Origin of the sequence: Pseudomonas sp. CVAP#3 (assembly GCF_018986375.1) — a bacterium.
Taxonomy (GTDB): domain Bacteria; phylum Pseudomonadota; class Gammaproteobacteria; order Pseudomonadales; family Pseudomonadaceae; genus Aquipseudomonas; species Aquipseudomonas helvetica.
The window spans coordinates 1-13,231 of the sequence record NZ_JAHMSC010000034.1; the positions used below are offsets into that span (position 1 = coordinate 1).

The window sequence follows — 13,231 nt, forward strand, 5'->3', positions numbered from 1 at the left end:
GAACTCAGGCCGCTCAGGCATAGACATGTAAACGTCCAGCTTTTTGGGGTCAGATCAGAGCGTGGGAACGATCTCTATCAACGATTGGGTTGTGGTGTCAGGCGCAGGTATGGTTTCACTGCGCGGTAGCCTTTAGGGAAGCGTTTGCTGATTTCCTCTTCATCCTTCAACGACGGCACGATCACCACTTCATCTCCGTCCTGCCAATTAGCCGGGGTGGCCACTTTGTAGTTGTCGGTGAGTTGCAACGAGTCGATCACCCGCAGGATCTCGTGGAAATTGCGTCCGGTACTGGCCGGATACGTGATGGTCAGGCGAACCTTCTTGTTCGGATCGATGACGAACAGCGAACGCACGGTCAGGGTGTCGTTGGCATTCGGGTGGATCAGGTCATAGAGATCGGAGACCTTGCGGTCGGCGTCGGCGAGGATCGGGAAGTTGACGAGGGTGTTCTGAGTTTCGTTGATGTCTTCGATCCACTTGTAGTGCGAGTCCACCGGGTCGACCGAGAGTGCAATGGCCTTGACGCCGCGCTTGGCGAATTCATCCTTGAGCCTGGCGGTAAACCCCAGCTCCGTGGTGCACACCGGCGTGAAGTCTGCCGGGTGGGAAAACAACACGCCCCAGCTATCGCCCAGCCACTCGTGAAAACGGAGGGTGCCGGCGCTGGAATCCTGTTCGAAATCGGGGGCAATGTCGCCCAGTCTGAGGCTCATGGTGCTGCTCCTGGTGAGTGCGTGATGAGCCTACTGTGCCTAGTGTCGTCGCTTATTAAAAAGAATAAATATCGATTTATTTAGATCCAAAGTGAATATTAAACATCTGTTCACTGGACGCATACGTCAACGAAGACCAGTCTTGGAACCAAGGTTCGAGAAGGCCTTGAGTTGCTGCAAAGAGGGAAATGAAGGCGGGCCTGCGGGGGTGGGCCCGACTTGAAACACAAAAGCCCCGCCAGACTTACGCCGAGCGGGGCTTTTTATACAGGCTTACAAACGCCTGGGTATTACAACAGCGGGATCGAGTAGCTGACGATCACACGGTTTTCATCCTGGTCGCGCTGACCTGGGATGTCGTTGCGCCACATAGCGTTTTTCCACGCCACGCCCAGGTTCTTCAGCGGGCCTTGTGGAACAACGTAAGCCAGGGTCAGGTCACGTTCCCACTCGGTGGTGCCAGTGCCCACGGTAGCCGTCTTGTCTGCGCCGATTTTACCGGCGGTGTCGATGTTGTTGCCGCGCAGGTAGATGATACCCGCGGTCAGGCCTGGAACACCGACTTTAGCGAAGTCGTAGGCGTAGCGAGCTTGCCAGGTACGTTCGCCGGCACGGGCGAATTTCTGGATCTGCATGTCGGTGATGGTGCTGTTGGACGAGCCGTCACCCTGGTTCAACCAAGGGAAGTCACTGTCACCGTTGCTGTACTGATAGCCACCACCAAAGGTGTGACCTTCAACCGAGTACAGAGCCAGGTAGCTGTACAGATTGTTGTCGACTTTACCCTTGGTGATACCTGTGCCGTAGTCACCCGAAGTGAAGAATGCCGGGTCGCTGCCGTTGGAACCGTTGTCGCGGCTACGGTAGTAGCGCAGGTCACTTTTCAGCACGCCAGGACCGATGGACCAGTTGTGCACCAGACCCAGGAAGTTCTGCGAGTAGAAGTCCTTCAGCTCGCCGTAGTAGTACGACGCGGTCAGATCCTTGGTGATCTTGTAGTCAGCACCGGCGTAGTAGAACTTGTTGGAGAACTTGCCTGCATTGTAGTTGGAGCCAGCGTTGGCACCGGCAATCGACAGACCTTCGTCGTTGCTGGAGTTACGGCCTTTGGCTTCATTGATCTCGCCGGCAGTCAGGGTCAGGTCCTTGATCTCGTTCGAGACCAGCTCGCCGCCTGTGAAGGTTTGCGCCAGCATACGACCATCGTTGTACTTGATGACCGGGTTGTTAGGCTGCAGGGTACCGATTTTCAGCACGGTCTGCGAAACCTTGACCTTGCCGGTCAGGCCCAGGCTTGCGAAGTCGTTGACAGCTTCGTTGCCCTGGCTCGGGAATATGGTGCCACCGGAAGCGGTACCGGTAGGGTTACCGTGTTTCTCCGGGCTGGAATCCAGCTTCACACCGTACTGACCAATGGCGTCAACACCAAAGCCGACAGTACCTTGGGTGAAGCCCGAGGTGAAGTTGAGCTGGAAGCCTTGCCCAGTCTCTTCAATCTTGCTTGGGGCTTTTGCGGCTTTGGTGTCGGAGTCGCGGTTATCTGTGTTGATGTAGAAAGTACGCGTGCTCAGGGTCGCCTTACTGTCTTCGATGAAACCGGCGGCGCTTGCCTGCTGCGCCAAAACCCCTACGGCCACAGCCAGGGCCAAGGTGGACTTATTCATGTTTCGCTCCTCTACGTTTCTAATTTTTGTGCACTTTGGTCCAGGATCTGACGCCCCGGTTCCCATCGATGCGCGATTAGCGCAAGACCGTGACCGATAAGTCAATCGTAAGCAGTCGCGTCTACGACTTTGGTCTAATCGCAGTGTTTGATCCGTTCAGGTTAGTGAATTTCTCATAAACCCAAAAAGAATTATTTCTTCATTTTTCATACGATTCGGGAATATAGCTCAACACGCCTGAACCGAACCGGATGCAGAGGTATCGGCCCATGAACTAATTCCTAAATGGTATTTACAGATGCTTCTTTAGTTCCATTCGTGCTCACGTAATTCTTCTTACGTCAATCACGATCAAATAAGCGACGCCATCATGGCGAAACGTGCATCTTCCCGTCAAATTGTTACAGTTTGTATACCGTTGTAATTTTTTTTACCGCCCGTCCGGTAAGCACTGCAACGGGCAGCAAAACGGCAGAAACGATCGACTCATTACCCTGGTCGGTTAGTACCTGGGGCGAAGTCTAGGCGCCGAAGGTTACAGAGTCTTTTCGAAGATCTTCGAATTACGCTGATAGTTGTACAGCGAGGCCCGGGCCGACGGCAGGCGCTCGACGCTGCTGGGCACAAAGCCACGCTCGCGGAACCAGTGCGCAGTCCGGGTAGTGAGGACGAACAGGGTTTTGAGCCCCTGAGCACGAGCCCGGGTCTCGATCCGTTCCAGCAATTCATCACCACGGCCGCCATGGCGATATTCCGGGTTTACCGCCAGACAGGCCAGTTCCCCGGCATCCGAGTCAGCGATCTGATACAACGCCGCACAGGCGATGATCATGCCTTCACGCTCGACCACGCTGAACTGCTCGATTTCGCGCTCCAGCACTTCGCGTGAGCGACGCACCAGAATCCCCTGCTCTTCCAGCGGACTGATCAGATCCAGCAACCCGCCGACGTCTTCGATAGCCGCTTCGCGCACTACCTCGAACTGCTCCTGGGCCACCAGCGTCCCGCCACCGTCACGGGTGAAGAGTTCGGTCAGCAGCGCGCCGTCTTCGGCATAACTGACAATATGGCTGCGGCCGACGCCGCCACGGCAGGCTTCAGCCGCGGCATCCAGCAACTCGGCCTGATAGTTGGCGCCCAGACGCTGCAAATGCGCCGGCACCTGCTGCGGACGCAGTTCGCGGACCAAACGGCCGTTTTCATCGATCAGCCCCAGGTCCGCGCCGAACAGCAGCAGCTTGTCGGCGCCCAGATCGATGGCGGCGCGAGTGGCGACGTCTTCGCAGGCCAGGTTGAAGATTTCCCCGGTCGGCGAGTAGCCCAGCGGTGACAACAACACAATGGAGCGCTCATCCAGCAAACGGTTGATGCCCTTTCGGTCGACCCGACGCACTTCGCCGGTGTGGTGATAGTCGATACCTTCGAGCACACCGATCGGCCGTGCTGTCACCAGATTGCCGCCAGCCACCCGCAGACGCGAGCCCTGCATCGGCGAAGACGCCATGTCCATCGACAAGCGTGCCTCGATGGCAATGCGCAGTTGCCCCACCGCATCGATCACGCACTCCAGGGTCGCCGCATCGGTGATGCGCATCCCGTGGTGGTAATGCGGAGTCAGGCCACGTGCGGCGAGACGGGTTTCAATTTGCGGACGCGAACCGTGAACCAATACCAGCCGCACACCCAGGCTGTGCAGCAGCACCAGGTCGTGGACGATATTGCCGAAGTTCGGATGCTCGACGCCGTCGCCGGGCAGCATGACGACGAAGGTGCAGTCGCGGTGAGCATTGATGTAAGGGGAAGCGTGACGAAGCCAGTTAACGTATTCGGGCATAACACCTGCGCCTGTAACAAATAGCAGCCGATAAAAAGGACGAAGCAAAACGCACAGCGGGCTGGTGGTTATCGTCGGAACAGGCTTGGCGACACACGCGTTCTCCTCATGAATACAGGTTGGGTGCCCCGGGATTTATCAAGCCGGGGTCAGGCAGTAGTGTTCGATCAGTTGACGTAATAGATGCACGGTAGGCTGCAAACGTGACATTTCAAGGTATTCCCCTGGTTGGTGAGCGCAGGCGATATCGCCTGGGCCAAGCACCAATGTCTCGCAGCCAAGACGCTGAAGATAAGGCGCTTCAGTGCCGAACGCTACTGCTTCGGCAAGGTGGCCGGTGAGTCTTTCGGCGACCTGCACCAGTTCCGAGTCGGCCGCCTGCTCGAACGGCGGCACTTCAGGGAACAGCGGAGCGTAGTCGATCTTTACCTGATGGAGCTCGGCGACCGGTTCGAGCTTCTGCCGGATCGCCGCACGCAATGCGTTCGGGTCCATGCCCGGCAAGGGCCGCAGGTCGAATTCCAGCGAGCATTGACCGCAGATCCGGTTCGGGTTGTCGCCACCGTGGATGCAGCCAAAATTCAGTGTCGGTTGCGGCACGCTGAACTGCGGATTGCGAAACTCGCGCTGCCATTGCAGGCGCAAGCCGCGTAACTCGCCCATCGCATCGTGCATGGCCTCCAGGGCACTATGACCCAGGCGCGGGTCGGACGAATGGCCGCTCTGACCGAGAATGTCGATGCGTTCCATCATCACGCCTTTATGCATACGGATCGGTTTCAAGCCAGTTGGCTCACCGATCACCGCTACCCTGCCCAATGGCCGGCCGGCAGCAGCCAAGGCCCGGGCGCCAGCCATGGAGCTTTCTTCGTCACAGGTGGCGAGGATCATCAGCGGCTGCTTGAACGGTTTGTCCAGCAGCGGCAACACGGCTTCGATGGCCAACGCGAAAAACCCCTTCATGTCGCAACTGCCAAGGCCGACCCAGCGACCATCGACTTCGGTCAGTTTCAGCGGATCGGTCTGCCACAGCGCGCCGTCGAACGGTACCGTGTCGCTGTGCCCGGCCAGTACCAGCCCGCCGGGACCGCTGCCAAAACTGGCGAGCAAGTTGAATTTGCCGGGGCTGACTTGCTGGATATCACACGAAAAGCCCAGGTCACCGAGCCAGGTCGCCAGCAAATCAATGACCGGACGATTGGATTGATCGAGGCTGGGTTGGGTGCAGCTGACGGACGGTGCGGCGATCAGCGCAGCGAACTGGTCTTTCATGGACGGCAAAGGCATCGCTGACTCCCAACTCCCAAGATGAGCCTTCATCATAGAGCCATCCTGCGGCAGGAATAAACCGTCGCGGCGCGTAGGTTTAATGAGTGCTGTACACTGCACGGCCTTGGCAGCCACACATTCCCCCGGCTGCGCTCCCGATCCTGGATTTTCCGGCCATGCAGAAAGAAACCGAAATCAAACTCCGCGTCAGCCGCGAAACCCTCGCCGCCCTGCGCGAGCACCCGCTACTGAAAAAACGCAACAAAAGTGGCTGGGAACGCCGTGAGTTGATGAACCAGTACTTCGACACGCCAGAACGTGACCTGGCCCGCGCCAAGGTCGCCCTGCGCCTGCGCCGCGATGGCGAAGAAGTCATTCAAACGCTCAAGACCCGTGGCCACAGTGTCGCCGGTCTGTCCGAGCGTAACGAATACGACTGGAATCTGCCCAAAGCCAAGCTCGATGTGAAAAAACTCGACGGCGAATGCTGGCCCGAAGAGCTGGCCGAACTGGACAAGAAAACCCTGAAGGCCATTTTCACTACCGACTTCGTGCGTGAACGCGCAGAAATCGCCTGGGGCCGTGGCAAGACCAAAGTGGTCATCGAAGCCGCGCTGGACCTGGGCCACGTGATTGCCGGCAAGCAGAAAGAAGAGATCTGCGAACTGGAGCTGGAGCTGCGCGAAGGCGAGCCCGCGGCATTGCTGGAACTGGCTGCCGAACTGGCCGCGACCCTGGCGCTGATGCCGTGCGATATCAGCAAAGCCGAGCGCGGCTACCGCCTGTTCGACGCCAACAGCTATTCGTTGAGCCTGCCGGCGCCGGAGTTGACCTTCGAACTGCCGCTGGACGACGCGTTCGCCGCATTGAGCTGGCATTTACTGGGCAGCAGCCAGCGTCTGGCCGAGCAATATCGCTTCAACGGCCACTGGCGCCTGCTGCAGGACTGGGTCGAGAACCTCGCTGAATTGCGCGCGCTGCTCAGCAGCCTGGGTCAAGCCGCTCCGCGTCAGTCGACTCACGATTTGCGCGTGGCGCTGGATGCCTTGCTGGAAGACTGGCGCCCGCTGGTTCAGGCAGGTCTGGACGACGAAGACGTGCGCAAAGCCGCGCCGGAGCAGTTCCTCGAAGAACTCGAAGACCCGCGCTGGGGCCAGTTCTCGCTGAACACCTCGCGCTGGTTGCTGGCCCGCACCTGGACTGCCGATCGCAACGTTCGCGGCAATCGCCAAGGTGCTGCACAACTGGGTAATTGGTTGCCGCGCCTGCTGGGCGAAGAAGCGACGTCCCTGCAATTGCAGCGCTATCAGCAACAGCCGGAAGACCTGGCCGAGCAACTGCCGCGTATCGAACGCATCCAGGCCTGGCTGCACCATGCCCGCAACGTGCTGGACATCCCGGAAATGGATCGCCTGTACGGTGAGCTGAACAAACTCGCGCAACTGGCCAACGAACCAATCACCGACGAAGTGCTGGATGCACGCAAACAGCAGGCGATTGCGGTGTATCAGAACCGCGCGTGGAAGATGTTGCTGCGTATGTAATCCCACCTGAGGCGAGTGAATACCTGTGGCGAGGGGGCTTGCCCCCGTTCGGTTGCGCAGCGGCCGTAAACCCGGTGTCCGTGTAATGCCTGATTCACCGCGTTGGTCGGGTTTGGGAGTCCTGCGGCCTCCAACGGGGGCAAGCTCCCTCGCCACAAACGCCCTTTAGCCACACACTCACACCGCCTCAGCGCAACACCGGCAAACTCGTCGTGGACTTGATTTCCGACAAGGCCACGATCGAGTTGACCTCTTGAATCCCCGGCACCATCGACAGCTTCTCGAAGAAGAAGCGCTCATAGGCTTCGATGTCTGCCGTGACGATCCGCAACAGAAAATCCACCGCGCCCATCAGCACATAGCACTCCAGCACCTCCGGAAAACCGCGAATCGCCTCGGTGAACTCCGTGAAGTTCGAACGCCCGTGGGCGTTGAGTTTGATCTCGGCGAAGATCTGCGTGTTGAGGCCGATTTTCTTGCGATCGAGCAAGGTCACCTGCCCGCGAATAACCCCCTCCTCCTTCATCCGCTGAATGCGCCGCCAGCACGGCGACTGCGATAGCCCGACCTGTTCGGCAATCTGCGCACTGGAAAGCGAGGCGTCCTCTTGCAGCAGCGCCAGAATCCGGCGGTCATACGCGTCAAGTTCGCTATGCATAGAAAAACCCGAAAGTAGATTATTTGAGAATTGTTTAATTCGATTTAAGGCCAATTAGCCCCATCATAGATAAGAAATACCCGGCACCGAATGTAAAAATTTCTCCAATGATTTGGAGACCGACCATGCCCCCGCTCGAAGCCGTCAGCAACACCCCTACCCGTGCCGACGTGTGGAACGTCAGCAATGCCCATTGCCGCGTGCACTACCAACTGCTGGCCGAGGCCGAACCGGACGTGTTGTGTCGGGCACTGAATCTGTTCGCGTTGCAGTTTCTGGTGCCGCAGCAGGTCAATGTGCTGCGCGACGATGACCTGCTGTCGATCGGTATTGTCATGGACGGCTTGAGCTGGCACCGCGCCCATGTGATCGCGGAAAAATTACGTAACCTGATCAGTGTCTGCTCTGTGGAACTGCAAGCGGCTGATTCGCAATGGGTTCAGCCTCCACAGGCCGCCGGCTGAAGCGTTCCGGTAAAGACTCGCAACGATGAATCGGCCGACAACCGAACGGCCGGTCCTTGCGGGGACTATTCTTGGCATCTGTGGTCAGAGACGCACCTGTCTACACCGCACGTGCAGGATCGTTTCCATAAGGAGCCCGGATGCCCGTTCAACTCGCCACTCAGGATCGCTGGCTGGATCTCAATGACCTGCTACGCGAACTGGTCGCCCAAGGCTTCATCAGCCAGGACTCGGCCGAACACGCGTTGACCACTCGCCGCAATGCCAGCAACAGCCAGTTGCACCCGCTGGAGTTCCTTGCCAGCCAACACCTCGACGACCTCAGCCGTCCCGGTAAACGCCTGGATCTGGAAAGCCTGACCCTGTGGCTCTCGCAGCAGGCCGGCCAGCCTTACTTGCGCATCGATCCGCTGAAAATAAACGTCGCGCAAATTACCTCGCTGATGTCTTACGCCTTTGCCCAGCGCCACAAGATCCTCGCGGTAGCGATCGACCGCGACGCCGTCACTGTCGCTAGCGCGCAGCCTTATGTGCGCAGCTGGGAGGCCGACCTGACCCACGTTCTACAGTTGCCGATCAAACGGGTAGTGGCCAACCCGGCGGACATCCAGCGCTTCAGCGTGGAATTCTTCCGCCTGGCCAAATCGGTCAGCGGCGCGACCAATGCCGACCAGCAAATGAACACCCTGGGCAATTTCGAACAGTTGCTCAACCTCGGCGCCAGCGATCAGGAACCGGACGCCAACGACGCGCACATCGTCAACATCGTCGACTGGTTGTTCCAGTACGCTTTCCAGCAACGCGCCAGTGATATCCACATCGAACCACGGCGCGAGCAAGGCACCGTGCGCTTTCGCATCGACGGCGTGTTGCACAACGTTTATCAATTTCCACCGCAGGTGACCATGGCGATCGTCAGTCGCCTGAAGAGCCTGGGGCGAATGAACGTTGCGGAAAAACGCAAACCCCAGGATGGCCGGGTCAAGACCAAGACCCCGGACGGCGGCGAAGTGGAGTTGCGGTTGTCGACGCTACCCACGGCATTCGGGGAAAAAATGGTCATGCGGATCTTCGATCCGGAAGTGCTGCTCAAGGACTTCGACCAGCTCGGGTTTTCCGCCGATGATCTGCGCCGCTGGCAGGACATGACCCGCCAGCCCAACGGTATCATTCTGGTCACCGGGCCGACCGGTTCGGGCAAGACCAGCACGCTCTACACCACACTGAAAAAACTCGCGACGCCAGAGATCAACCTCTGCACCATCGAAGACCCGATCGAAATGGTCGAGCCGGCGTTCAATCAGATGCAGGTCCAGCACAACATCGACCTGACCTTTGCCAGCGGCGTGCGCGCGCTGATGCGACAAGATCCGGACATCATCATGATCGGCGAGATCCGCGACCTCGAAACCGCCGAAATGGCTATTCAAGCGGCACTTACCGGGCACCTGGTGTTGTCGACCCTGCACACCAACGACGCACCGAGCGCCATCAGCCGCTTACTGGAACTCGGCGTGCCGCATTACCTGATCAAAGCCACCCTGCTGGGAGTCATGGCGCAACGTCTGGTCCGTACGCTGTGCCCGCACTGCAAAGCACCGCTGACGCTGGGCGAAGACGATTGGCAAACCTTGACCCGTCCCTGGCAAGCACCGCTGCCAGGCAACGCCCAACGTGCGATTGGCTGCCTTGAATGCCGCGACACCGGTTATCGCGGACGTGCCGGGGTCTACGAAATCATGCAAATGACCGACAGCGTCAAAGCCCTGATCAACCCCGACACCGACCTGCTCGCCGTCCGTCGCCAGGCGTTCAAGGAAGGCATGCGTAGCCTGCGGCTGTCGGGTGCACAAAAAGTCGCGGCGGGGCTGACGACTATCGAAGAGGTGCTGCGAGTAACACCGCAGAGTGAGCAAAAATAAGGCATTACCAATCGAGCACACCCAATCCGGCATTGGGCTTGATCCACTTCACGATACCGTCGGTGCTGCGTTGCAATATCGAGCGCCCAGCCCTCAACGTTTCACCCGTACGCCGGTTGAGCGCGGAATATGACTTGCTCGGGCTGAACATCAGCGTGTGCGGCGTATCCTGACGAACCCTCATTCCTTTAGGGTATTGCCAATCACCCAGGGTCATTTCTTCTGCCAGTTGCCCGTCCCAGCGCTCGGGTTGCCGACTCTCGTCCAGTTTTAGGGTCACGACCGACAGCGCTATGCCCTGGACAACCACCGAAGGTGACGCCAAACCTACGGTTTGCACACTGTATTGGCCGTCGTACCGGTTCACTTCGCTGCGGTAGGGCCATGTCACCCCGGCCACCTTGGCACCGTGCGCCAATGTACAAGAAGTGAAACGCCAGCGACTGGGTTGCAGGCGATCTTCATCGGCGATGTCCAGCATCACCCAGGTACCACCCGCGCAGGGCCAGCCATCCACGACTTGATCGCTAGCCAGCAACATCTTTGATAAAGGGCCGCTGCCATACATCTGTAACTCCGTGATCTGTACGCCCATGATCATGTGCGGCGCGGCAAACTCGGCGTAATCGAGGCTTCGCAATCCGTGGAGTTGCGGCTGACCGTCCGGACCCAATGGTTCCAGCGCCTTCAGATGCAGCTGCGTGCCCGCAGGTAATTGCAAACCATCGAGCTGAGCGTCTTGCTCAAGTCGCGGGTTGAGGGCCTTATCCCGCTCAGCGTCTCGATGTATTTTCCACAACGTGCAGATAACGACGGCCGCGCAGACTAGCGCGAGAAAACCGAATCTACGGGGTTGGCGCAACATCTGACGGCGCCAGCCAGGCAACAGCAAAGCGATCAACAACGCGGGCAGCCCGATAAAGGACAGGAACACCACATTCAAAAGGGTCACATAAATCATTGCGCCAAAAATCAAGGGAAGCATCCGTGCATCAATAACAATCGGTCATGGTGTCAAACAACCCTGAGCCGTTCCAGTCAACGTGGATCAGTTGCCGAAATGAAAGCTTTTATGTCTCTCGATGATGCAAGGGGCGACTCATCGGTTTTTATACCCGACCCGCACCGCTACACTCCTGTGAATGCAACTTCGTTGGTCCACACATCAACAGGGAATCGTTATGCAAACCGGTAGCGTACTTTTACTTTTCCTCGGCCTTGTCGTCGCCATCCTGTTCATGGGTTTCAAGGTCGTGCCTCAGGGTTACCAGTGGACGGTCGAGCGTTTTGGCCGGTACACCGATACCCTCAAGCCTGGCCTGAATATCATCATTCCGGTGATGGACCGCATCGGGCGCAAGATCAACGTGATGGAAAACGTGCTGGATATTCCGCCGCAGGAAGTCATCACCGCGGATAACGCCACGGTGCAGATCGATGCCGTGTGTTTCTTCCAGGTGGTTAACACGGCTCAGGCAGCGTATGAGGTGAATAACCTTGAGCATGCCATCCGCAACCTGCTGCAAACCAACATCCGTACGGTGCTCGGCTCGATGGAACTGGACGCGATGCTCAGTCAACGTGACGCCATCAATGAAAAACTGCTGCGCACGGTCGATGAAGCGACCGCGCCATGGGGCATCAAAATCACCCGGATCGAGATCAAGGACATCAGCCCGCCAGCCGACCTGATGGCGGCAATGTCCGGTCAGATGAAAGCCGAACGAATCAAGCGTGCACAAATCCTCGAAGCCGAAGGCCTGCGCGCCTCGGCGATTCTCACCGCCGAGGGCAAGAAGCAGGCGCAGATCCTCGAAGCAGAAGGTAGCCGTCAGGCAGCGTTCCTCGAATCCGAAGCCCGCGAACGTCAGGCCGAAGCCGAAGCTCGCGCCACCAAAGTCGTGTCCGAAGCGATTGCCAGCGGCAACGTGCAGGCGGTGAACTACTTCGTCGCCCAGAAATACATCGACGCCCTGGGCAAGCTCGCCTCGGCCAACAACAGCAAAGTGATCCTGATGCCGCTCGAAGCCAGCCAGGTGATCGGCGCGGTCGGTGGTATCGGCGAGATCGTCAAGGCCACGTTCGACGGCAAGAAGGCCTGAGGCGCGACTTATGTGGGCATTCCTGCAACATTTATCGTTCTGGGACTGGTTGGCGCTGGGCACGATCCTGTTGATTCTCGAGGTGTTCGGCGCTGGCGGTTATCTGCTGTGGATCGGCCTCGCCGCTGCGGCGGTAGGCGTGCTGACGTTCCTGATTCCCGGCCTGTCGTGGGAATTGCAATTTCTGCTGTTCGGGGTGCTGTCGATCCTGACCGCCCTGTATTGGTGGCGACGCCAGCGCAGCGCGGTGCGGACCAGTGATCAGCCAAACCTCAACCTGCGCGGACAGGAACTGATCGGCAGGGTCTTCGTGGTGCATCAGGCGATTGTCGATGGGCGCGGGAAAATCAAGGTCGCCGACGGCGTCTGGATGGCCAAGGGGCCAGACACTCCAGCGGGTTCTCGGGTTCGCGTCACCGGGCTGGACGGGGTGGTTATACTGGTCGAACACGCCGATTGAACGCTACGGAACTCGTTTGGGGTATTGGCAATCCAACCTGCCAGAAATCCCACTGGAGTCACCCACAATGCGTTTTAAACTTGCTGCCGCTACGCTAGCCTTGCTTTCCCTGTCCGTAGGTTCAGCAATGGCCCGTGATCATGATGATGGCATCTTGCGAGAAGTTATTTCCTCAGGTGCGACCACCGCGTCCACCTACCTGACCTCCAGGGATCACAAGCTGGTCGTTGCCGCTCAGGACGACGCCAGCAGTTTCGTGGCCAGTGACGGCAATATCCGTGGTCCGTATCTGGAATCCGCCATGCAGAAAGTCCGTGCCGACAACCCGGGTTTGAAGGCTACCGACATGGAATTGGCCAACGCAATCCTGGCCAAGAACGCGATCGCCGAACAGTGATCCGTTAGTACCGTGAATAAAATGCCGCTCAATCGAGCGGCATTTTTTGATGATCGCTCCCACGCTCTGCGTGGTAGCGCCGCCATGGGCGCTCTGCGTCCGCTCCTGTGACGCGGAGCGTCACGGGATGCATTCCCACGCAGAGTGAACTGACCCCCAAATGTTGGACACAACCTTTGGGGGTGTCATGGGGAAGTACAC

The 13,231-nt window shown here is 58.5% G+C and carries 12 protein-coding genes; 6 read left to right on the top strand and 6 right to left on the bottom strand.

All coding sequences use genetic code 11. The features are described from left to right. Nucleotides 1-77: 77 nt before the first annotated feature. From KRR23_RS28650 to argE, 4 genes are all read right to left on the bottom strand, one after another. Entirely contained in the window at nt 78-716 is a 639-nt protein-coding gene (locus KRR23_RS28650; protein ID WP_216745186.1) for a peroxiredoxin, read from the bottom strand. A gap of 290 nt (nt 717-1,006) precedes the next feature. After that, complete coding sequence (locus KRR23_RS28655; RefSeq protein ID WP_216745187.1) at nt 1,007-2,380, bottom strand: OprD family porin; 1,374 nt, start codon at nt 2,378-2,380, stop codon at nt 1,007-1,009. A gap of 535 nt (nt 2,381-2,915) precedes the next feature. Then, on the bottom strand, nt 2,916-4,214 hold the full coding sequence (argA, locus tag KRR23_RS28660) for an amino-acid N-acetyltransferase (protein ID WP_216745188.1): 1,299 nt from the start codon (nt 4,212-4,214) through the stop codon (nt 2,916-2,918). A gap of 138 nt (nt 4,215-4,352) precedes the next feature. After that, the gene (gene argE, locus KRR23_RS28665; protein WP_216745189.1) at nt 4,353-5,501 is read right to left on the bottom strand and encodes an acetylornithine deacetylase; all 1,149 of its coding nucleotides are present in this window, start codon (nt 5,499-5,501) and stop codon (nt 4,353-4,355) included. A gap of 158 nt (nt 5,502-5,659) precedes the next feature. Here argE and KRR23_RS28670 point away from each other — a divergent pair, with 158 nt between their 5' ends. Beyond that, a complete protein-coding gene (locus KRR23_RS28670) occupies nt 5,660-7,027 on the top strand; it encodes an inorganic triphosphatase (RefSeq protein ID WP_054594556.1) in 1,368 nt (455 codons plus the stop codon). Between the two features lie 187 nt (nt 7,028-7,214). Here KRR23_RS28670 and KRR23_RS28675 read toward each other — a convergent pair whose 3' ends face one another. Then, nucleotides 7,215-7,685: an Lrp/AsnC family transcriptional regulator gene (locus tag KRR23_RS28675; RefSeq protein ID WP_054594557.1), complete on the bottom strand. Its 471-nt coding sequence runs from the start codon at nt 7,683-7,685 to the stop codon at nt 7,215-7,217. Nucleotides 7,686-7,810: 125 nt separating this feature from the next. Here KRR23_RS28675 and KRR23_RS28680 point away from each other — a divergent pair, with 125 nt between their 5' ends. Beyond that, a complete protein-coding gene (locus KRR23_RS28680) occupies nt 7,811-8,149 on the top strand; it encodes a hypothetical protein (protein WP_216745190.1) in 339 nt (112 codons plus the stop codon). 140 nt (nt 8,150-8,289) lie between these two features. Next, a complete protein-coding gene (locus tag KRR23_RS28685) occupies nt 8,290-10,071 on the top strand; it encodes a GspE/PulE family protein (protein ID WP_103317784.1) in 1,782 nt (593 codons plus the stop codon). Between the two features lie 4 nt (nt 10,072-10,075). On the opposite strand, the gene KRR23_RS28690 is transcribed toward KRR23_RS28685, so the two are convergent. Then, complete coding sequence (locus KRR23_RS28690) at nt 10,076-11,056, bottom strand: hypothetical protein (RefSeq protein ID WP_216745191.1); 981 nt, start codon at nt 11,054-11,056, stop codon at nt 10,076-10,078. Nucleotides 11,057-11,252: 196 nt separating this feature from the next. Between KRR23_RS28690 and KRR23_RS28695 the strand changes: the two genes are divergently transcribed. The 3 genes from KRR23_RS28695 to KRR23_RS28705 all read left to right on the top strand — a co-directional run bounded on the left by KRR23_RS28695 (nt 11,253) and on the right by KRR23_RS28705 (nt 13,030). Then, nucleotides 11,253-12,173, top strand: coding sequence for an SPFH domain-containing protein (locus KRR23_RS28695; protein WP_103317788.1), 921 nt, complete (start codon nt 11,253-11,255; stop codon nt 12,171-12,173). A gap of 10 nt (nt 12,174-12,183) precedes the next feature. Continuing rightward, nucleotides 12,184-12,633 carry an NfeD family protein gene (locus KRR23_RS28700; protein ID WP_216745192.1) on the top strand — a complete coding sequence of 150 codons (450 nt, stop codon included), beginning with the start codon at nt 12,184-12,186 and terminating at the stop codon, nt 12,631-12,633. Nucleotides 12,634-12,700: 67 nt separating this feature from the next. Then, nucleotides 12,701-13,030, top strand: a complete 330-nt coding sequence (locus KRR23_RS28705) for a DUF2388 domain-containing protein (protein WP_216745193.1) — start codon at nt 12,701-12,703, stop codon at nt 13,028-13,030. Nucleotides 13,031-13,231 lie beyond the last annotated feature (201 nt).